The organism is Vicinamibacterales bacterium (assembly GCA_041659285.1).
Taxonomy (GTDB): domain Bacteria; phylum Acidobacteriota; class Vicinamibacteria; order Vicinamibacterales; family UBA2999; genus 12-FULL-67-14b.
This window is the reverse complement of record JBAZYO010000002.1, coordinates 58,665-77,168: the sequence shown is the minus strand read 5'-3', so window position 1 is coordinate 77,168 and position 18,504 is coordinate 58,665. Positions and strand designations below refer to the sequence as shown.

At 67.2% G+C, this 18,504-nt stretch carries 21 protein-coding genes; 7 read left to right on the top strand and 14 right to left on the bottom strand.

Going from position 1 to position 18,504, the window contains the following annotated elements; all coding sequences use genetic code 11:
• Window positions 1–3: 3 nt before the first annotated feature.
• Complete coding sequence (locus WC815_02955) at window positions 4–327, bottom strand: hypothetical protein (protein ID MFA5907714.1); 324 nt, start codon at window positions 325–327, stop codon at window positions 4–6.
• 301 nt (window positions 328–628) lie between these two features.
• On the opposite strand from WC815_02955, the gene WC815_02950 reads away from it, so the two are divergent.
• Window positions 629–907: a hypothetical protein gene (locus tag WC815_02950; GenBank protein MFA5907713.1), complete on the top strand. Its 279-nt coding sequence runs from the start codon at window positions 629–631 to the stop codon at window positions 905–907.
• A gap of 120 nt (window positions 908–1,027) precedes the next feature.
• On the opposite strand, the gene WC815_02945 is transcribed toward WC815_02950, so the two are convergent.
• Window positions 1,028–2,440, bottom strand: coding sequence for a Glu/Leu/Phe/Val dehydrogenase (locus WC815_02945; GenBank protein MFA5907712.1), 1,413 nt, complete (start codon window positions 2,438–2,440; stop codon window positions 1,028–1,030).
• 27 nt (window positions 2,441–2,467) lie between these two features.
• Here WC815_02945 and WC815_02940 point away from each other — a divergent pair, with 27 nt between their 5' ends.
• From WC815_02940 to WC815_02930, 3 genes are read left to right on the top strand one after another with little or no spacing between them, the layout of a single operon-like run.
• Window positions 2,468–2,974 (top strand): hypothetical protein, encoded by a 507-nt coding sequence (locus tag WC815_02940; protein ID MFA5907711.1) that lies wholly within the window; start codon window positions 2,468–2,470, stop codon window positions 2,972–2,974.
• A gap of 19 nt (window positions 2,975–2,993) precedes the next feature.
• On the top strand, window positions 2,994–3,332 hold the full coding sequence (locus WC815_02935; GenBank protein ID MFA5907710.1) for a (2Fe-2S) ferredoxin domain-containing protein: 339 nt from the start codon (window positions 2,994–2,996) through the stop codon (window positions 3,330–3,332).
• Window positions 3,333–3,337: 5 nt separating this feature from the next.
• Window positions 3,338–4,075: a TerC family protein gene (locus WC815_02930; protein MFA5907709.1), complete on the top strand. Its 738-nt coding sequence runs from the start codon at window positions 3,338–3,340 to the stop codon at window positions 4,073–4,075.
• On the opposite strand, the gene WC815_02925 is transcribed toward WC815_02930, so the two are convergent.
• Window positions 4,047–4,787 carry an alpha/beta family hydrolase gene (locus WC815_02925; GenBank protein MFA5907708.1) on the bottom strand — a complete coding sequence of 247 codons (741 nt, stop codon included), beginning with the start codon at window positions 4,785–4,787 and terminating at the stop codon, window positions 4,047–4,049. The two genes, WC815_02930 and WC815_02925, sit on opposite strands and share 29 nt — an antisense overlap.
• A gap of 28 nt (window positions 4,788–4,815) precedes the next feature.
• Here WC815_02925 and WC815_02920 point away from each other — a divergent pair, with 28 nt between their 5' ends.
• Entirely contained in the window at window positions 4,816–5,472 is a 657-nt protein-coding gene (locus WC815_02920) for a hypothetical protein (protein MFA5907707.1), read from the top strand.
• Here WC815_02920 and WC815_02915 read toward each other — a convergent pair.
• The 6 genes from WC815_02915 to WC815_02890 all read right to left on the bottom strand — a co-directional run bounded on the left by WC815_02915 (window position 5,450) and on the right by WC815_02890 (window position 11,411).
• Window positions 5,450–6,820: an ABC transporter permease subunit gene (locus tag WC815_02915; GenBank protein ID MFA5907706.1), complete on the bottom strand. Its 1,371-nt coding sequence runs from the start codon at window positions 6,818–6,820 to the stop codon at window positions 5,450–5,452. The two genes, WC815_02920 and WC815_02915, sit on opposite strands and share 23 nt — an antisense overlap.
• Window positions 6,817–7,734 carry an ABC transporter ATP-binding protein gene (locus WC815_02910; protein MFA5907705.1) on the bottom strand — a complete coding sequence of 306 codons (918 nt, stop codon included), beginning with the start codon at window positions 7,732–7,734 and terminating at the stop codon, window positions 6,817–6,819. Before WC815_02910 ends, WC815_02915 begins: the two co-directional genes overlap by 4 nt.
• A complete protein-coding gene (locus WC815_02905) occupies window positions 7,731–8,135 on the bottom strand; it encodes a GntR family transcriptional regulator (protein MFA5907704.1) in 405 nt (134 codons plus the stop codon). The genes WC815_02910 and WC815_02905 overlap by 4 nt, the downstream gene beginning before the upstream one ends.
• A 180-nt stretch (window positions 8,136–8,315) precedes the next feature.
• Entirely contained in the window at window positions 8,316–9,161 is an 846-nt protein-coding gene (locus tag WC815_02900; GenBank protein MFA5907703.1) for a metal ABC transporter permease, read from the bottom strand.
• A gap of 4 nt (window positions 9,162–9,165) precedes the next feature.
• Window positions 9,166–10,095, bottom strand: coding sequence for a metal ABC transporter substrate-binding protein (locus WC815_02895; GenBank protein MFA5907702.1), 930 nt, complete (start codon window positions 10,093–10,095; stop codon window positions 9,166–9,168).
• Window positions 10,096–10,139: 44 nt separating this feature from the next.
• On the bottom strand, window positions 10,140–11,411 hold the full coding sequence (locus WC815_02890; GenBank protein ID MFA5907701.1) for a hypothetical protein: 1,272 nt from the start codon (window positions 11,409–11,411) through the stop codon (window positions 10,140–10,142).
• Between the two features lie 71 nt (window positions 11,412–11,482).
• Between WC815_02890 and rsgA the strand changes: the two genes are divergently transcribed.
• The gene (gene rsgA / locus WC815_02885) at window positions 11,483–12,559 is read left to right on the top strand and encodes a ribosome small subunit-dependent GTPase A (protein ID MFA5907700.1); all 1,077 of its coding nucleotides are present in this window, start codon (window positions 11,483–11,485) and stop codon (window positions 12,557–12,559) included.
• Here the strand turns inward: rsgA and WC815_02880 are convergent.
• On the bottom strand, window positions 12,556–13,905 hold the full coding sequence (locus WC815_02880) for an AAA family ATPase (GenBank protein ID MFA5907699.1): 1,350 nt from the start codon (window positions 13,903–13,905) through the stop codon (window positions 12,556–12,558). The genes rsgA and WC815_02880 overlap by 4 nt on opposite strands.
• A gap of 85 nt (window positions 13,906–13,990) precedes the next feature.
• A complete protein-coding gene (locus tag WC815_02875; GenBank protein MFA5907698.1) occupies window positions 13,991–14,557 on the bottom strand; it encodes a hypothetical protein in 567 nt (188 codons plus the stop codon).
• A 220-nt stretch (window positions 14,558–14,777) separates the two neighbouring features.
• Here WC815_02875 and WC815_02870 point away from each other — a divergent pair, with 220 nt between their 5' ends.
• A complete protein-coding gene (locus WC815_02870; GenBank protein ID MFA5907697.1) occupies window positions 14,778–15,854 on the top strand; it encodes a peptidylprolyl isomerase in 1,077 nt (358 codons plus the stop codon).
• Here WC815_02870 and WC815_02865 read toward each other — a convergent pair.
• The 3 genes from WC815_02865 to dut all read right to left on the bottom strand — a co-directional run bounded on the left by WC815_02865 (window position 15,826) and on the right by dut (window position 18,488).
• Window positions 15,826–16,602 (bottom strand): hypothetical protein, encoded by a 777-nt coding sequence (locus WC815_02865; protein MFA5907696.1) that lies wholly within the window; start codon window positions 16,600–16,602, stop codon window positions 15,826–15,828. The two genes, WC815_02870 and WC815_02865, sit on opposite strands and share 29 nt — an antisense overlap.
• 322 nt (window positions 16,603–16,924) lie before the next feature.
• Entirely contained in the window at window positions 16,925–18,004 is a 1,080-nt protein-coding gene (gene dinB / locus WC815_02860; GenBank protein ID MFA5907695.1) for a DNA polymerase IV, read from the bottom strand.
• Between the two features lie 52 nt (window positions 18,005–18,056).
• Window positions 18,057–18,488, bottom strand: coding sequence for a dUTP diphosphatase (gene dut / locus WC815_02855; protein ID MFA5907694.1), 432 nt, complete (start codon window positions 18,486–18,488; stop codon window positions 18,057–18,059).
• Between the last annotated feature and the right edge of the window lie 16 nt (window positions 18,489–18,504).

The window sequence follows — 18,504 nt, the reverse complement described above, 5'->3', positions numbered from 1 at the left end:
GCGTTACTTCGTTTGAAGAGTGGCGAGCTTGCGCCCAAACTCATCGAGCGACGCCTTGAGTGCCGCGGCGGCGGCATCGATCTCGGCCTTCGCGCGCGGGATCTGCCTATCCTGCATCGTCGCGAGCTGGTTCAGCTTCCGTTCGATGCCCTGTCTGGCGGTCTTCATTCCGTTGACAGCCGCCGCTTCGGCCCGCAGCCGTTCATCCTTCGCCTTGCCTTCAAACTGCTGTATGCGGGCCTCCGCCTCCCGCATCTGCGAGAGGATCTTGTTCTCGAACGCCTGGAGCGTGGCCCCGGTTCCCCGTGGTGTGTCTTGCGTAGCCATGTGTGTTCTCCTCACGATTGGCGCACGGCATCGGCGCCTTCATCGTTGAGGAAGAGCAACCCTCGTTCCAGTGTCGCGTCTGAGGCAGGGGTCCGGCATCCCGTTGCGCGGTAGGTACTTGTGGCAGGCGGGCGAAGATTCGCCGTCGGAGCCCGGTGACGAAGTAAAGGCACGCGCCTTACGCGGAGCACCATCACGGGCCACCCGGCCCGGTATCGCTCGACTTCTCTCACGATCTCGCTGGCGCCACCAGTCGCCCGGCGGCACCTTTCTTGCGACATGTGCTTCGGGAGTTTTCGGGATGTTGCGGATTATCACCAAGCAGCGCGACCACACCTATCACTTGGAATTGCATGGGAGGGTTGCCGACGACTGGATCGCGGTTCTCGAGGGGCACTGGCGCGCGATTCTGGACAGGGTGCCAACCGCGATCGTCACGGTCAGCGTATCGAACGTGGATTTCATCGACCCGGACGGCGAGCGGTTGCTGCGACGGATGGCGGAGTGCGGGGTGAAGTTCGATGGCAACGGCTGTTTGAACCGCTACGTCATCGAGAGAATTGCGACAGGTATGGGGTGACGATACTCGCCCAGCCGACCACCGGACTGACAGTCACGCTCAGGTTCGCCCGGCGGCTCATTGGTCGGCGAGCACCGCCTGGGCGGACGGTGTGCTGGTTGGCGTGGCAATGTTCCCGCCTTACGGGAAGATCCCGAGCTCGGTGTAGCTGCGCGCAATCTTGTGGATCGAGCCGAGGAAGGCCGCGATTCGCAGATCCGGCACGCCCTTGGTGTCGCGCTTGGTCTTCAGCAGGTCGTGGAAGGCCGTGATCATGGTCTCTTCCAGGCCCGAGTTCACCAGGTCCTGTTCGTCCGGGCCGTGTGCGAACGCTTCGCGCTCGGCTTCGGTGAAGGCGGTGCCGGTGGCCTTCTCGATCACCTTCATCACCGCCAGCTCGTTGGCCATCTCGTGCCGCTTCTCCAGCCGGCCGAAGCGGACGTGCGAGAGGTTCTTCAGCCACTCGAAGTACGACACCGTGACGCCGCCGGCGTTGCAGTAGATGTCGGGAATGACCAGGATGCCCTTGTCGCGGAAGATCGGATCCGCCTCCGGCGTGGTCGGCCCGTTGGCTCCTTCCAGAATGATCTTCGCCTTGACGCGCGGGGCGTTCTCGGCCGTGAACACGCTTTCGAGCGCCGCCGGCAGCAGGATCTCGCACTCCATCTCCAGCGCCGCGGCGGAGTCGGCGAGGTTGGTGGCACCGGGGAAGTTGAGGATCGAGCCGGTCGCCTTGCGGTGCTGGAACACCTCTTCTTCGTTCAGGCCTTTCGGGTTGCTGATGGCGCCTTCGCGCTCGGCGATCGCGATCAGAATGGCGCCGCCTTCGCGGCAGAACTTGGCGGCGTGGTAGCCGACGTTGCCGAGGCCCTGCACGATGAGGCGCTTGCCCTCGAGGCCTTTCGACAGGCCGAGCCTGGCCATCTCGCCGGGTTCGTCGCACGCCTCGCGAATGGCGAAGTAGAGCCCCCGGCCGGTGGCTTCCTTGCGGCCGCGCACGCCGCCCTGCGTCACGGGCTTGCCGGTGACGCAGCCGAAGGCGTTCAGCTGACCGGGGTTGAGCGCCGCGTAGGTGTCGGCAATCCACGCCATCTCGCGCTCGCCAGTGCCGTAGTCGGGGGCCGGCACGTCGATGCCCGGGCCGATGAAGTTCTTCTTCGCCAGTTCGGCCGCGTAGCGGCGCGTGATGCGCTCCAGCTCGTCGAGCGTGTAGTTCTTTGGATCGATCTTGATGCCGCCCTTGGCACCGCCAAACGGCACGTCGACGATGGCGCATTTGTAGGTCATGAGCGCGGCGAGCGCCATCACTTCTTCCTCGTAAACGTCGGGGCTGTAGCGGATGCCGCCCTTGACCGGCGTCTTGTGGTGGCTGTGCTGGACGCGCCAGGCGTGAATGACCTCGATCGTGTCGCCGCGCCGCAGGGGGAAGTGGAAGCGATAGACGCTGTTGCAGACCCGGATCTGCTCGAGCAGGCCCGCGGGGTAATCGGTGAACTTGGCCGCGGCGTTGAAGTACTGGGTGACCTGGTCGAAGAAGTTGGCTTGGGCGCTCATGCCTTCATTCTAGTACACTGACACCCTATGTCTTCAGTTCCCGAAGAGATTCGACCGGCGCGGATGTGGCGCCTCATGCCACCCGACCTGCGTGTCGCCGCGGCCGGCGCGTTCTGGGCGGATGGGCAGGCTGCGCTCGAGCAGGCCGAAGCCGTGGCCCTGATCGCCCGCCAAATCAAGTTCCGGCCCAAGAGCATCCTCTCGCTGCCGCTCGACAAGAAGGCGCGGCACCTCGCCGGCGTGGTCCAGGTCTCCGATCTGCTGGCGGCGCGCCTGGTCATTTCGTATCACCTCGAGCATCAGCGGCCCATGATGGGGGCGTTCCTGGACGCGCTCGGCATCGCCCATGAAGACGGCCTGATCAAGGACGAGTCGCCGACCACACCAGACGCGGCCACGCTCGACAAGGGCGTGAAGACGCTGGCGGCGGCGTATCCGAAGGCCGAGGTCGCCCGCTACTTCTGGGCGCTGCTCTGGCAGGATCCGGAAACCTGGGGCGGCCTCAAGGGCCGGCCCGAGCTCGCCCTCGAATAACCAAGGCAGCGGCGGACGCGTGGCTCCTTTCGACAGGCACATCTTCATCTGCTGCAACCGGCGTGAGCCGGGGCACGTCCGCGGCTGCTGCGATCCCACCGGATCCGAGGCGCTGCAGAAGGCCTTCAAGAAGGCGCTGGCTGAGCGCGGACTGAACCGCCGCATCCGTGCCAATAAGGCCGGCTGCCTCGACCAGTGCGAGAAGGGCCCGACCGTGGTCGTCTATCCCGAGGCCGTGTGGTACGGCCGCGTGACCGAAGCCGACGTCAACGAGATCATCGAGCAGCACATCATCGGCGGCCGGCCGGTGGCACGGCTGCTCATGCCTGAAGGGGAAGCGGCCGCCAAGCCGCGCTGACGCCCATGGACGCATTCCTGACCGCAGACGGCCTCGCCGCCCTCGTCACCCTGACCGTGCTCGAGGTGGTGCTCGGCGTCGACAACGTCATCTTCATCTCGATCCTGGCGGGCAAGCTCCGGGCCGAGGACCGGGACCGCGCGCGCAAGACAGGCCTGGTGGCCGCCATGGTCATGCGCATCCTGCTGCTGATGTCGATCGCCTGGATCGTGCGGCTGACGGCGCCGCTGTTCACGGTGATGAATCACCCGTTCTCGGGGCGCGACCTGATCCTGGGCATTGGCGGCCTGTTCCTGATCTACAAGGCCACCCACGAGATCCACGACAAGCTGGAAGGCGAAGAAGGCCACGTCTCGGCGCGGGTCGCGCCGACGTTCGCCGCCGTGATCGTGCAGATCATGCTGCTCGACATCGTCTTCTCGCTGGACTCGGTGATTACCGCCGTCGGCATGGCCGACGACCTCTCGATCATGATCACCGCGGTGGTCGTCGCCGTCGGCATCATGATGTTCTCGGCCGGCGCGGTCAGCGGCTTCGTCGAGAAGCACCCGACGGTGAAGGTGCTGGCGCTCAGCTTCCTGCTGCTGATCGGCTGCTCATTGATCGCCGACGGCGCCGGCTTCCACATCCCGAAGGGCTACATCTACTTCGCGATGGGCTTCTCGATCTTCGTCGAGTTCATCAACCTGCGCGCCCGCGCCAGGGTCAAGCCGGTCAAGCTGCACGAGCCATACACGTCCTGATCCACGCCGCCACTTCGTCCTGGATGGTGGTGTGGACGGCGGCCTGGTCGCGCCCGCTCGACTTCAACACCGCGAACGAGTGGTCGCCGCCTTCGACCGTGACGATCTCAATCGGCGGCAGCGGATTGGCGTCGGCGATCGCCTCGCGAATCTCGTCCGGCCCCCCGAACGGATCCCGCGTCCCCTGTACAATCAGCGTCGGCACGGTCAGCGCCTTGAGGTGCGTCACGCGGTCCCCGGTTCGCGGGCTGCGCGGCGGGGCCAGCGGATAGCCGAAGGCGATGATGCCGGCGGGCCGCGGCGCCTCGGGCCACCGATCGAGCGTCGCGCCCAGGTGCGTCGCGATGCGTCCGCCCATCGACTTGCCGCCAATGAAGATGTGGAATCCGGCTTTCGCCGGATGGGCGGCATTCGCGCCAACCTGGTTGACCGCGCCAACGATGACGCGGCGGAACGCCTCTTCGAGCGCGGGGGCGCGGTCGGGCGTCTTGCGCCGCTTCTCCATGTAGGGGAAGTTGAAGGTGACCACCGTGACCCCGCGCGTGCAGAGCGCGGTGGCGTAACTGGTCATGAACGGATGAAGGTGTCCGGCCCCGGCGCCATGCGCAAAGATGAAGAGCGCGTCGAGGGACGCGGCCGGTGGCGGCCAGTAGAGGGCCGCGGAGAGGGCGGCCTCGGCATCGACCGGCACCTGAAATGGGACGGGAGTCACGATAGTCCCGTTATAGCATCATCGACGGATGTCGGACCTTCGAACCATCGCCGTGCGGACCCATGGCCGCTACCTTGTCGAGGCGCCCGCCGGAGCCGTGGCCACTCTGGTGGGCTTTCACGGCTACCAGGAAAACGCGGCGATCCACATGGAGGTGTTGCGCCGGATCGCCGGCCCCCGGCCGCTCAACCTCATCAGCATCCAGGCTTTGAATCGCTTCTACACGCGCGGCGGCGACGTCGTCGCGGCCTGGATGACCAAGGAAGACCGCGACCTCGCCATTGCCGACAATATTGCCTACGTGGCCGAGGTGCTGACGGCGGTGGCGGCTGAATGCGGCATCGTGCGGCCGCTGCTGTACGCGGGGTTTTCGCAGGGCGTGGCGATGGCCTACCGGGCCGCGGCGTTCGTGCAATGGCCGTGCGACGGCGTGATCGCGCTGGCCGGAGACGTGCCGCCGGATGTGGCGCCGGTTGCCGCCGGTTTGCCTACGGTCCTCCTGGGCCGCGGCACCGAGGACGCCTGGTACTCGGCGGAGAAGATGAAGGAGGACGAGTCGACCCTGCACGCCGCTGGCGTGACGGTCATCGAGCACGTCTTCACGGGCGGACACCTGTGGGAGGAGTCGTTCATCGCCCGAGCCGGCGCGTTTCTCGACGAGGTTAACGCGGCCACTGGGCGATGATCGCGGCGACCAGCGGTCCGGCGGCAATGAACAGCGCCTGCCATGCGACGCGCCTGGCTGCCGGTTTGGTGGTTCGATGATTCTCGAATCCGAACCAGGCAGCCGCCGCTCCGGCGGCCGTGAGCGCTCCCGCCAGCAGCAGCTGGTTGGTGAACAGCATCGGGCCGAGCCGCGATCCCAGCAGCTGCGACGCGACCACGAGCACCGGGACGGACCAGGCAAGAGCGTGGAGACCGCTGCGGCAGAGCGAGGAGATGTACAAGCTGCCAACTGTCAGCAGCGCGATCACGCCGATATGCCAGGCCCGGACGCTGACCGCCCCGGCCGCCAACACGGTCGGCACGGCCACTGAGACCGTCAGGGCCAGGCTGAGCCCGATCGCCAGCTTCACGGACCATTGCTGCCACGTGGCGATCGGCAGCAGCGTCTGCCACTCGTGCGTGCCGAGTTGGCGTTCCTCGGCACTGGCCAGCGATCCGATCAGGACCGCGAGGGAGCCGTAGTAGATGAATCCGACGGCGGTCAGGACGTCGCTGGCGCCGTACAAGATGGCCAGGGCCACCCATCCCACCGCAAACATCGGCGTCACGACCAGCGTCAGCTGCTGCAATCGCAGTTCCTTGAGCGCCAGCAGCCACAGTGGATGCCGCCGTGTCGACCGGGCAGGCGGGAGGGCAGTCGCAGAGTGTCGAGCCGGCCACCAGCGGCCGAGATCAATGCTCGAGGCCGGTCCCGACACGGCCTCGAGCCGCATAAACAATCGCCACCCGGAAATGGCCGAGATGAGCGTGCCAACTGCAAGGCCGGTGGCTAGTACGGCCGTGCGAAACTCAGCCTGATCCGCGCCGCGCTCGAAAATCGAGCCGTAGCGAAGGACCATCGCCACTTCAGCAGCGATGTGCGCGAGCGCGGTGATCGAGCTGGCGAAGAGGATGCCGGCCAGCGGGCCGCGGCACACCATCGTCAGCCACGGCGCCGCGACGAGGCCGCATAGCAGGGCGAGGAACGGTAGCTCGCTCGGTCCGCGGCTATCCGTTGGCGGCAATACGGCGACGGCGACCGCCACGAGGAGCGCGACCATTGGCAGCGCCGCGCCAAGCTTGACGAGCAGCAGGCGGCGTCGCTCAACCGGCTGCGAGAGCAACATCGCGAGCGTTCCGTTGGAATACTCGTGGCCGATCGACAGGCCGGTGAGGGTGAGTGCCCCGAGATAGAGCGCGACCCACGCGAGATCGGCGTCGCGACCGTTCGACATCAGGGCGAGCGCGCCGATCGAGATGGCCGCGACGGCCCATGGCGGCCACAGGGCCCGAAGCTCTTTTCGGAAGGCGACCTCGAGCGGGCTCACGCGGTGGCTCCGCCCGCCTGCAACGTGGCGACAAAGATCTCTTCGAGGGTCAGCGACTCAGCGGTGAGCGCCTCGGGCGAACGTGCCTTCAAGCGGTGGAGCAGGGCCTCCGAGTTGCCGTTGGCCACCAGCTCGATCTCTCGACCGGCGCGCCGAAGCACCTGGGCGCCGACCAGGTCGAGGCCGGCGGGATCAGTGGCGAAACGCGCATAAATCTTCTGATACCGCTCGCGCGCTTCGTCCGCCGCCAGCGACAGCACCTCGCGACCCTGTTCGATGATCGTGAACTCGTCGATCAGGCCCTCGAACTCGGAGATGAGATGCGTGGACACGAAGACGGTGCGGCGTCCCGGATCGCCGTCCTGGTAGGCGCCGATCACCGTCTGGATGAACTCGCGGCGGACGATGGGATCGAGTCCCGAGGTGGGTTCGTCCAACACCAGGAGTTCCGGTTCGGGACAGATCGCCGTGATCAACGCCAACTGCGTGCGCTGGCCCTTCGACAGGTGGCTGGTGTTCTGCCGCGGGTCGAGCCGGAACTGGTCGAGCAAGGCGCGCTCGGTGTCGTCGTTCCAGTGCGCGCGAAACGACGCGAAGTAGTCGAGCGTCTCGCGCACGGTCATCCACGGATAGAACGCCACCTGGTCGGGCACATACGCCAGCCGCGACTTGACCGCCACCTCGTGACGCGCCGGGTCCAGTCCAAACAGCCTGGCCTCGCCGCTGGTCGGCCGCAGCAGGTTCAGCAGGCACTTGATGGTGGTGGTCTTGCCGGCGCCGTTGCGGCCGAAGAAGCCGTAGCAGCGCCCGGCCGGCACGCGCAGGGTCAGGCCGTTGACGGCGTCGGTGCGGCCGTAGCGCCGGACCAGTTGGTCGATCGCAATCACGGGCGCGTCGGTGGTGGTGGGCATCATGGGTTCTCGGCGCGGGTGCGCTTCTGGGCGAAGGCGTCGAAGCGGTCTTCGGCCAGCCGAAGGAAGTCGTCCTTGCTGACCTGGAGATGATGCGCCTGGACCACGGCCTGGTCGACCTCTTCGGCCAGCAGCTTGAGGCGGGCATCCTTGCGGAACGGGGAGCTGGTTTCGCGGATGAAGCAGCCCTTGCCGGCGACGGTTTCGATCACGCGCTGGCTTTCGAGCTCCGCATAGGCCTTGGCGACGGTGTTGCGGTTGACGCGCAGCCGCTCGGCCAGGGGACGGATTGACGGCAGCAACTCGCCGGCCCGGACCGCGCCCGAGGCGGCGGCCGCCTTCACCTGGTCCACCAGCTGAAGGTAGACCGGCTTGCCGGACTTAAAGTTGAGTTGAAACTGCATGGCCCCGTGTCATCTGTCATAGGACAGTAGGACAGTGGCGGGTCGTGTGTCAAGGGGTCCGCCTGAAGGCGGACGCTACAGCGATGTGGTGTCCGGCGTTAGCCGGGCCGGAATCGAGAGGTGGCGTCCGGCGTTAGCCGGACCGGTCGCTCGCGCGCCATGCGGCCGGCCTGGGTCCCCTCAGCTCGCCAATCTGGACCACAGCGGTTTGATCGCCGCCATCAGGATCAACACCAGGCCAAACGTGCACACGATGGTCGCGCCGGTCGGCAGGTCGAACTGCACCGAGAACCACATCCCGAGCACCGAGACGACGGTGCCCATGCTCCAGCCGATTGCCAGCCGCGGCCCGATCCGGTCGGCGTAGATCATCGCCGCCACCGACGGCACGATCAGGTAACAGAACACCAGCAGCACGCCGGCGATCGACACGGACGAGGTGACGACGAAGCCGAACGAGGCGTAGAAGAGGAAGTCCCATAGGCGCATGTTGACGCCCTCCGCCTTGGCGCGTTGCGGATCCATCGAGATCATCAAGAAGCGGCGGCGGTTGAAGAAGTGAAAGGCGCCGACCACGCTGTAGAGGGCCGCGGTCTGGGCGACGTCGGTCCACGACACCGCCAGGATGTTCCCGACCAGCATGTCCTTGAGGTGCTCGCCCTGCGCGGTGCTCTGGCTCATCGCCAGGATCGACGCCGCCGAGGCCACCGCGTAGGCGATGCCGATCACCGCCTCCTGTGGAATGCGCGTTTTCTGGCCGTGGTGAATCAACGAGAACACCGCGGCGCCAATGAACGTGAAGCCGAGGCTGAACCAGTAGACGCCCGGGCTGTGCGGGTCGCCACCCGAGAAGGGCAGCAGCATGGCGAAGGTGGCGCCCAGGGCCGCGATCTGCGCCAGCGAGAGGTCGACGAAGATCACCCCGCGCTCGACCACGTGCACGCCGAGGTAGGTGTGGATGCCGGTGAGAATCAGGCTGGCGGCGAACGGCGCCGCCAGAAACTCGAGAATGGTGCGCAGTTCCATGGCCCTAGCGCCCGAGCACTTGCTTGAAGGTGCTGGTCAGCAAGTTGATGTTGTAGTCGAACAGCGCGATGTAGTCGGTGGCGGTCTTGACGCCGCCGACCGATGGCGAGAGCACCAGAACCCGGCCGCCGACATCGCGGGCGATGGCCTCGGGCGTCTTCAGGTCGAAGTACGGCTCAACCAGGATGACCTTGACCTGCTGGCGCTTCATCTCCGACATCAAGTCCACCGTGTGCGCGGGCGACGGCGGGATGCCGGGTTTCGGCTCGACGTAACCGATGACGTCGAGGCCGAACCGATCGGTGAAGTTGGGCCACGACCGGTGGTAAGTCACCACCTTGGTGCCCTTGTACGGCGCCATCGCCGCGGCCCAGCGCTTCTGCGCCTCGGCCAGCCGGCGATCGAAGTCGGCGTAGCGCTGTTCGAAGTAGGCCCGGTCGGCGGGCGCGATCTGGCCGAGCGCTGCCGCGATCGCCTTGGCGATGGTGCGGCCGTTGTCGGGGTCGAGCCAGTAGTGGGGATTGCCCTGCGGATGCACGTCGCCCATCGCCCGCGTGATCTGGCCGGTCGGCAGTTCGAGGATGCGCGCGCCGGCCGAGGCGTCGAGATAGCCGGGATTGCCGGGCTGAATCTTGGCATTGCGGCTCTGGGTGAGCAGGGGCGGCAGCCAGCCAATCTCGAGCTCGCGGCCGATGGCCACCAGCAGGTCGGCGTCGTGCAGCTTGAGGATGAAGCTCGGCTTCGGCTCGACGAAGTGCGGATCCTGGTAGCCCTTCGCGAGCGAGTCAACCGTGACCTTGTCACCGCCGACTTCGCGGACCAGCGACGCCAGGTCCTCGGTGGTGGTGATGACCTTGGGCGGCGCGGCGGCCGGTGGATTCGCCGCGGCCAGGGTCAGCAGCGCCGCGGCAACGTGAGTGATGATGTGCGTCATAAGAGCCTCTCGCCGCGGTTCGACGTCCGCGGCATCCCGCGTTATTAGAAGACGTGGGCGCCGTGCGCCCCGATCGAAAACAGAAACTGGAACAGGAACTCGTTGGCTGTCACGCCGTCGCCGTAGTTGGTGCGCCGGTACTGGCCGCGCACCTGGCTGAACTCGCTCGGCCAGTAGGTCAGGTAGAGTGAGCCGCCGTTGTCGACCAACGCCGCATCAAAGGGATGCGCGGCACGGTCGTAGCGGCCGCCGGCATACCACCGGCGCGCAAACTGGTAGTCGGCGCCGCCATAGAACCCAAAAGCGGTCTCGCCGCCGGCGCCGTCGCTGCGCGGCTGGCTCCACACCAGTTCGGTCCGCGCCTGGAAGCGCCTGTAGATGGCGCGCCGCAGCGGACGGTAGCGGAAGGTGGCGTCGAAACCAATCAGTCGGGTCGAGTAAGCGGCCTCCGGGATCGAGACCTCCGGCTGCGCCGCGGAGGGGCCATACGCAAACGACCCACCGAGGTCGAGATTGGTGCCCTCGGTGAGATCGCGATACGCACGGAGGCGGCCGACATACGCCAGCTTCGAACGTGCGGTCGAGTTGAAGACCGCGGACGCGCCGTAGTACGCCTCACCCGTGGCCTCGAGAAACATGAACGAGTTGTTGAGCAGGCGCGAGACCGACACCCCCGATTCGGAGATGCCCTCGTCGCCGCCGACCAGGTTCCGCGTGACCAGCGGCCGGTCAGTCCACGGCAGCGCGTGGGTGTGCGCGGTATTCACCTTGCCGAACTGCGCCCGCAACTTGCCCACCTTGAGGAGCAGGCCGCCGGGCAGCGCGTTGAATGTCGCGAACCCCTCTTCCACTTCCAGTCCCTCGGGACCAGCGGAGAGGAAGAAATCCGCGCGCGCGTAGGGATCGACGATGGCCTGGAACGAGGTCTCGACTTCGTTGAGGCCGAACGTGGGTTGTGTGCTGTTGGCGTTCTTGCCGGTGGCGCCAAGGAAGTTGCCGATCACGGCGATGTCGGGGTTGAAGACCTTCGAAGAACCGGCCGCCGGCGCCGATGGGGCGGCCGGCGGTGGCGGCGGTGCGGCCTCGACCGGCGTGGCCGCGATCGCGGCCAGCCGCTGTTCCAGGGCCGTGAGGCGCGCGTCATACTGCGCCCGTATCGCGTCGAGTTCCTGCTTCAGCCGGGCGACCTCCGCCTGCGCCTCGCGCAACTGTTGGTCCGCGGCGGCGGCGGTCTGCGCGCCCGCGCTTGCGGGCGTCATCGCACCGCCGATCACCAACGCCAGCGCGACCACCCGAACGATCCCCTTGAACTCCATACCGCGATCTCCCTGACCCGTACGATACCTCACGCGCGCCCGGCCAGTCTCCGCTGGTATCCTACGGGCGAGTGCCTTTTGACCTGAACGAGTTGGGCTGGGACGCCGAGTGGGCGCGGCGGTTCGCGCCGTACGCGGCGGAGGGCTTGATCCCGGCGCGCGTGGCCATCGAGTTCAACTACATCTACCGGTTGTACGCGGAGGCGGGCGAGCTCCAGGCCCAGCATGCCGGGCGCATGCGCCACCAGGCCGAAGGCCGCCAGCACCTGTCGGCGGTGGGCGACTGGGTCGCGGCGCTGCCGACGCCAGGTGAGGCGTCGGCCACCATCGAGGCCGTGCTGCCGCGGCGCAGCCGCTTTTCGCGCAAGGTGGCCGGCGAGACCACCGAAGAGCAGATCGTCGCCGCCAACATCGACACCGTCTTCCTGGTGATGGGCCTGGACGGGGACTACAACCCGAGGCGGCTGGAGCGCTACCTGCTGATGGCGTACGAGAGCGGCGCCAAACCCGTGGTGCTGCTCAACAAGTCGGACGTCGCCGAGCACCTCACCGAGGACCTCGCGGACATTGCCACTATCGCGGTCGGGGTCCCGGTGCACGCGATCAGCGCGCGCGAACGCCACGGCATCGAGGTGATCGAGCGCTACCTGGGGCGCGGCCGCACCGGCACCCTGCTCGGTTCATCCGGCGTGGGCAAGTCCACGATCGTCAACGCCCTGCTCGGCGAGGAGCTGCTGAAGACGCGTGACGTGCGCGTCAGCGACTCGCGCGGCCGGCACACCACCCGGCATCGCCAGCTGATCCTGCTGCCGGGCCGCGGCCTGCTGATCGACACGCCGGGCATGCGCGAGCTGCAGCTGTGGACGCAGTCGGAAGGGTCGCGCGAGACCTTCGAGGATGTCGTCAACCTTGCCTCGGGTTGCCACTTCACCAATTGCCAGCATCGCGAAGAGCCGCGCTGCGCCGTCAAGCAGGCGATCGCCGACGGCGAGCTGCCGGCCGAGCGGCTCGCGAGCTATTTGAAGCTGCAGGAGGAAGTGCACAGCCTCGGCGTGCTCAAGGATGCGCGGGCGCAGATCGACGAGAAGCGCAAGATGAAGACGATCAGCCAGTCGCTGAAGAAGCTGTACAAGTCGCGCGATCGTTAAGGAACGACGCGGAGCCGCTCGATCTCGCCCGGGATTACCCGCGCGTCGTTCATCGCCGGCCCGAGCTTCTGCCGCACCGCGTCCGCTTCTTCGCGGCTCGGGTAGCGTCCCACCAGCACGCGCCGTTGGAGATCGGCGGGCGCCACCATCACGTCGAACATGTAAATGGGCAGGCGCTGTGCCCGCAGCGCGGCTTCGACCAACTCGACGCCGCGGGCCGTGGTGAAGGTGCCGATCAGTACCGAGAACGAGCCTTCGACCGGCGGGGGCGGCCCAATCACCGGCATGCCGGCGGGCACGGCCACCGCGACGACCGGCGCGGGCATGGCCGGCGCCGGCGCGCGTCGCACGGCCGGCGCGTCCGCCGCGTCGAGCAGTTCCAGTGGATTGCCGGCGAGGTAGGTCACCGCGCCGCCCAGCGCGGCCAGCAACAGGACCGCGGCGATCAGCAGGACCTTCCGCGACGGCTGCCTGGACGAGGCGGCGCGTTCGCCGCGGATCTTGCCCTTGGGAATCTCGATGCCGATCTGGGCGGCCGCCTGCGCGGCGTGTTCCTCGGTGATCCGGCTGGTTTGCGCCTCGCATGCGACCATCAGCGCCCGATCGCAGACCAGGTTGATCATGCGCGGCACGCCGCCCGACACGGCGTGCACGAGATCGAAGGCCTTCGGCGTGAACGACACCGACGTGGACCCGCGCGCCACCCACAGCCGGTGGGTCACGTAGGCCTCGACTTCTTCGCGCGTCAGCGCCTTCAGCGAGCACCGGATCGAGATCCGCTGATCCAGCTGGCGCAGCTCGGTCTTGTGCAGCAGGTCGAGCAGGTTGAGCTGCCCGACGATGACAATCTGCAGCAGCTTCTGATCGTTGGTCTCGAGGTTCGAGAGGATGCGGATCTCTTCGAGCACGTCCGTGGACAAGTGCTGCGCCTCGTCGATGAGCAGCACCGCGCTGCCGTGCAACGGCACCAGCGACAGCAGGAAGTCGTGGAGCGTGCGGATGAGTTCGTGCTTGCTGGCGGTGGCCAGCCGGCCGGTCTTCAGCGCGTCCTTGGAGACGACGCCGAAACTGAGCAGGACCTCGCGCAGCAGTTCCTCGACCGACAGGAACGGGTTGAGGATCAGCGCCGTGAACGTGGTCTGGTCGAATTGCTCGAGGAGGGTGCGGCACAGGGTCGTCTTGCCCGTGCCGATGTCGCCGGTGAGGACGATGAAGCCCTCCTTGCGGCGAATCGCCTGCCAGACCTGCTGCAGCGCGACGTCGTGGGATTCGCTGCGGTACAAGAACCGCGGATCCGGCGTCAGGCTGAACGGCGGTTGGACGAACCCGAAGTACTCCTCGTACATGCTGCTGGGCCAGGCAAGCCAGGCGACAGACGACCGAGAAAGAGCCTGCTTGCCGGACACAGCATAACAGGAACGGACAGGCGCGTCACATGTGGTCGATATCGGACAATTGAGCCACGATCGACGCGTTCGATTCGACCAATTCACGGCGAACCTGGAAGCCGGCTTCCTGTGCCGCGATGGTCTCCCATCCGGACGACACCGCCGCGCGGCTTGGCCGGCCAATGCGTTTGTAGAGGGACATCAGGCTCTTCTCGTCCACCACCAGGTCGTCGCTCACCACCTCCACGGCATGCTGGAGTTCATGGGCGAGTGTGGCGATGGTCAGGTCGTTGTTCAGATCGGTGTTCAACGTGGCGCGGAGATACCGATACGGGCCGGCCTGGGTCATCCAGGTCAGCTGGCCGGCGAGGGATGACTTCATGTGCGGGCTGACGTGCACGTAGACGAACACGTTGCTGGCCTCGATGGTCTCGACCAGGCGGCGGAACGTCTCGGACCGCGCCATGCCCTCGCGCAACACGTTGATGCTGCGCTGGTCTTGCGGGCGGATGCGGGCGCCGCCGGCGCGCGCCGGCGCGGCCGGTTCGGCGTAGGCGTTCGACGAGACAAGAACCGCGGAACACAGAACGGTGCTGAGCAGCAAGCGCATGGCGTCCCTCCTGGCCCATCACCGTCCTCGCGCCCGTTCGGGCGTTGCCTCCACCGGTTCTTACATGTGGCGTCCGGCTTCTTGACCGCCGTAGCCTTGGCCAAGGCGGTCAGCCGGACCACTCAAGTCGTGCACTGGGAAGGTAGACGGGTCGATCGCGCGCGCGGTTCGCCGGCCGCGCGAGTTTGCGGTGGCGAACGTTGGGACGGATAATGCGCGGATGATGGCGCGACGCGTATTGGCCCTGTTGATGCTCCTGTTCGTCCCAGGTACGGCGCTGGCTCAAGAGAAGCAAGCCGTGATCGACACCACCGTCGGGACGATCGTGCTGGACCTGCTCGCCGACCGCGCGCCGAATCACGTGGCGCTGTTCATGAAGACGGCAGAGGCCGGCGGCTACGACGGCACGACGTTCTTCAGGATGATCAAGTTCGGCATCATCCAGGGCGGCGACCCCGTCACCAGGGATCCCGCGGCGCGCGCGAAGTTCGGCACCGGCGGGCTCAACCTGCTGCAGCCGGAGATCTCGGACGAGAAGCACACGCGCGGCGCGGTCTCGGCCACGCAAATCCCGGGCAAGGCCGACAGCGCCGGCACGCAGTTCTTTATCTCGGTGTCGGATCAGCCGGGCCTTGACGGCAAGTACACGATCTTCGCGCGCGTCAGCGAGGGCATCCTCGTCGCGCAGAAGATCTCGGAGGCCGCCGTTGACGGCACCGGCCTCGCCGTCGATCGCATCGTCGTCAACAAGGTTGCCATCCGCGACAAGCCGGCCGCGGTGCCGGAGCCGTTTTCAACTGAATCGGTGGCGGAACTGGCGCGCTACCGGGCGGTGCTCGAGACGTCGATGGGCGACATCACGCTGTCGTTCACGCCCGACCAGGCGCCGAACCACGTCCGCAACTTCCTGCGCCTGGCGCAGGCCGGTGTCTACGACGGCATGAGCTTTCACCGCGTGGTCAAGGGGTTCGTGATCCAGTCGGGCCACCTGCCGACGCGCACGGCGCCGCTCGGCGAGTCCCAGCAGAACTACGTGCGGCAGATGAAGGCGGAGTTCAACGATCAGCCGCACGTGAAGGGCACGCTGTCGATGGCGCGGCTGGCCGAGCCGGATTCGGCGAGCGCCTCCTTCTTCATCGTCACCGCGAAGGCCGAGGCCCTGGACGGGAAGTACACCGCGTTCGGCCAGGTGGAGAGCGGACTGGATGTGGTGGAGAAGATCGAGGCGGTGGCGGTCAACGGCGAGACGCCGGTGGAGCGGGTCGAGCTCAGGAAAATGACGGTCGTCCGAAAGTAGACACGCGCACCAGCTTGACGCCGGCGTGCGCGAAGGCGTCGACGTCGTTGACGTCGCGGAACACGTCCGAGCGTCCGAGCGCGACGCCATCCGCGGCGATGAGGATCCAGGGGCGGTGGTCCTTCTCCAGCGACAACACCGAGGCGCGATCGTTGGCCGCGTCCACGAGGGCGCCGCGCAGGCCCTGGAACAGGGTCCGTGCCGCGGCGTCGCGGTCGGCCGCCATCACGACGAAGCCCGGGGTGTCCTGGCCTTCCACGCGCTTCAGTGCGCCGGCATCCACGCCACGCCCGAGGTCGTCGCCGAAATAAGTGTCCACGGCCTTGTCGAGGGCGAAGCCGGCGGCCTTCTGCGCGAGCTGCGCCAGCCAGCCATCGCCTTCGGCGACGGCAAACGCCGGCGTCTCCTTGCCCTTCGGGAGTCCCATGCAGAGGATTGGCGCGGTCACGCCCATGGTGGACGCCGTTCGCCACCGCGCGATGTCGGGCCGGCGCCCCTTCTGGTTGCTGCCCTTGAGGCTGCGGCGTGACTCGGCCGTCCAGGCGACGCCATCCGTGGCGCCGCGCCAGCGATGGACCCGGAACCCATGCTCGGTGAGGCTCTCGAACTGCCACCCGCGCGCCGAGGCGCCTTGCCGCAGTTCGTCTTCCTGCGCGGCGCGCCGGCGGTTCGCGACCACGGCGGCCAGCCCGATGAGTGACAGAACGATAATGGCGGAGGCGATGGCGAGAGCGGTTTCAATTGGCATGGGCCGGTGATGACGTGTGTCAGTCTAGCCGCAGATTACGCCGATTGCGCAGACATACGGCGAACGGCGCCCGCGCGCGCGTTGCGCGCGCGGATCGATGGGTGCGACGGGCCCCGGACACAAGCCGTGTGCGACTGATCCGATGGCTTGCGTCCGGGGCCCGGCGCACCCAATCGCCAGCGGCAAAGCCGCTGGGCGCCGCTGGTGTCTGTGAGCACTGGCGTCATCGGCGAAGCGTTCCGCTTTGTCGCAGATAAGGCTGCGGCCATGCGTTCAGAATCGGCGTAATCTGCCTAATCTGCGGCCAAGCACTTGGCCAGGTTCAGGAGAAGGGCAGGCGCAGGTCGGGTGTCGCCTCGTTATCCGAGTCGTCATCCGTGCTCAGCTTGTGGACGCCGACGCCGAGGAGGCGGACCGGTCGCGCGCCGGCTTCGGTTTTCGACAGCAGCGCCAGCGCCCGCGACACGATCGAGGCCACGTCATCGGTGTGCTGCGGCGTGCTGTGGCTGCGCGTCACCGTGGTGAAGTCGTCGTAGCGGACCTTGATGGTGATCGTGCGCGCCGTGATGCCCTTGTTCTGCAGCCAGCCGGCGACCTCGCGGGCCATGCGGTCGATCTCCTGCCGAATCTCGGTCAGGCCGGACAGGTCGCGGGCGTAGGTGCGTTCGGCACTGGCGGACTTCGACGGCCGGTTCGGTTCGACGCGGCGGTCGTCCTTGCCCTGCGCGAGGTCGATCAACCAGGGCGCCAGGCTGCCGACCACGGCTTCGAGGTCGGCCAGCGACCGCGTGCGGATGTCGGTCAGCTTCTCGATGCCGTGCTCGCGGAGTTTGGCGGCCGTGACCGGGCCGACGCCCCACAGCGCGTCAACCGGCAGCCCTTGCAGGAACCCTTCCATGCGTTCCGGCGCGACCACGGTCAGGCCGTCCGGCTTCTTCCAGCCCGAGGCGATCTTGGCGAGGAATTTGTTGGGGGCGACGCCGGCGGAGGCGGTCAGGTTGGTCGCCTCCTTGATCGCGGCCTTGAGCCGGCGCGCCACGTTCACCCCGAGCGGCTCGTTCCAGCTGTTCGCGGTGACATCGAGGTAGGCCTCGTCCAGCGACAGCGGCTCGACCAGGGGTGTCACCTCACGGTAGAGCGCGAAGATCTGCTGCGAGATGCCGCGGTATTTCTGGAAGTCGGGCCGCACGATCACGAGCGACGGGCACAGGCGCACGGCGCGCGACATCGGGATGGCCGACCGCACGCCAAACGTCCGCGCTTCGTAGCTGGCGGCGGCCACCACGCCGCGCGTGGAGGGGTCACCGCCGACGGCGACCGGCTTGCCGCGCAACGTCGGGTTGTCGCGCTGCTCGACCGACGCGTAGAACGCGTCCATGTCGATGTGCAGGATCTTTCGCATCTGTAGCGTCCGGCTTCAGCCTCACCTGTAGTGTCCGGCTTTAGCCGGACCCTCAGCTTCCAGTGGAGCCGAATCCACCGCGGGTGGGCGCCGCGATCTCCGCCACCTCGTCCCACTCGACGCGCGGGCAGGGGAGCACAATGCCCTGGGCCAGGCGGTCGCCGCGCGCCACCATCACCGGTTGATCCGTGACATTCAGCAGCTGAATCTTGATCTCGTCCGCCGGCCCGCAATAGTCGGAATCGATGACCCCGACGCCGTTGGCCACCATCAAGCCGCGCTTGAGCGGCGTGCTGCTGCGCGCGAAGATCCCAAGAAAGTAGCCGTCCGGCACCGCGATCACCAGTCCCGTCCCCACCAGCCGGATGCTCCGGGCGGGGACCTCGATGTCAACAGCGGAGGCCAGGTCGAAGCCGGCGGCGCCGGCCGTGGCCGGTTCGGGCAGGCCAATTGACGAATCCAGACGTTTGATCTTGAGGCGCATTGAGGAATAGTAGTGC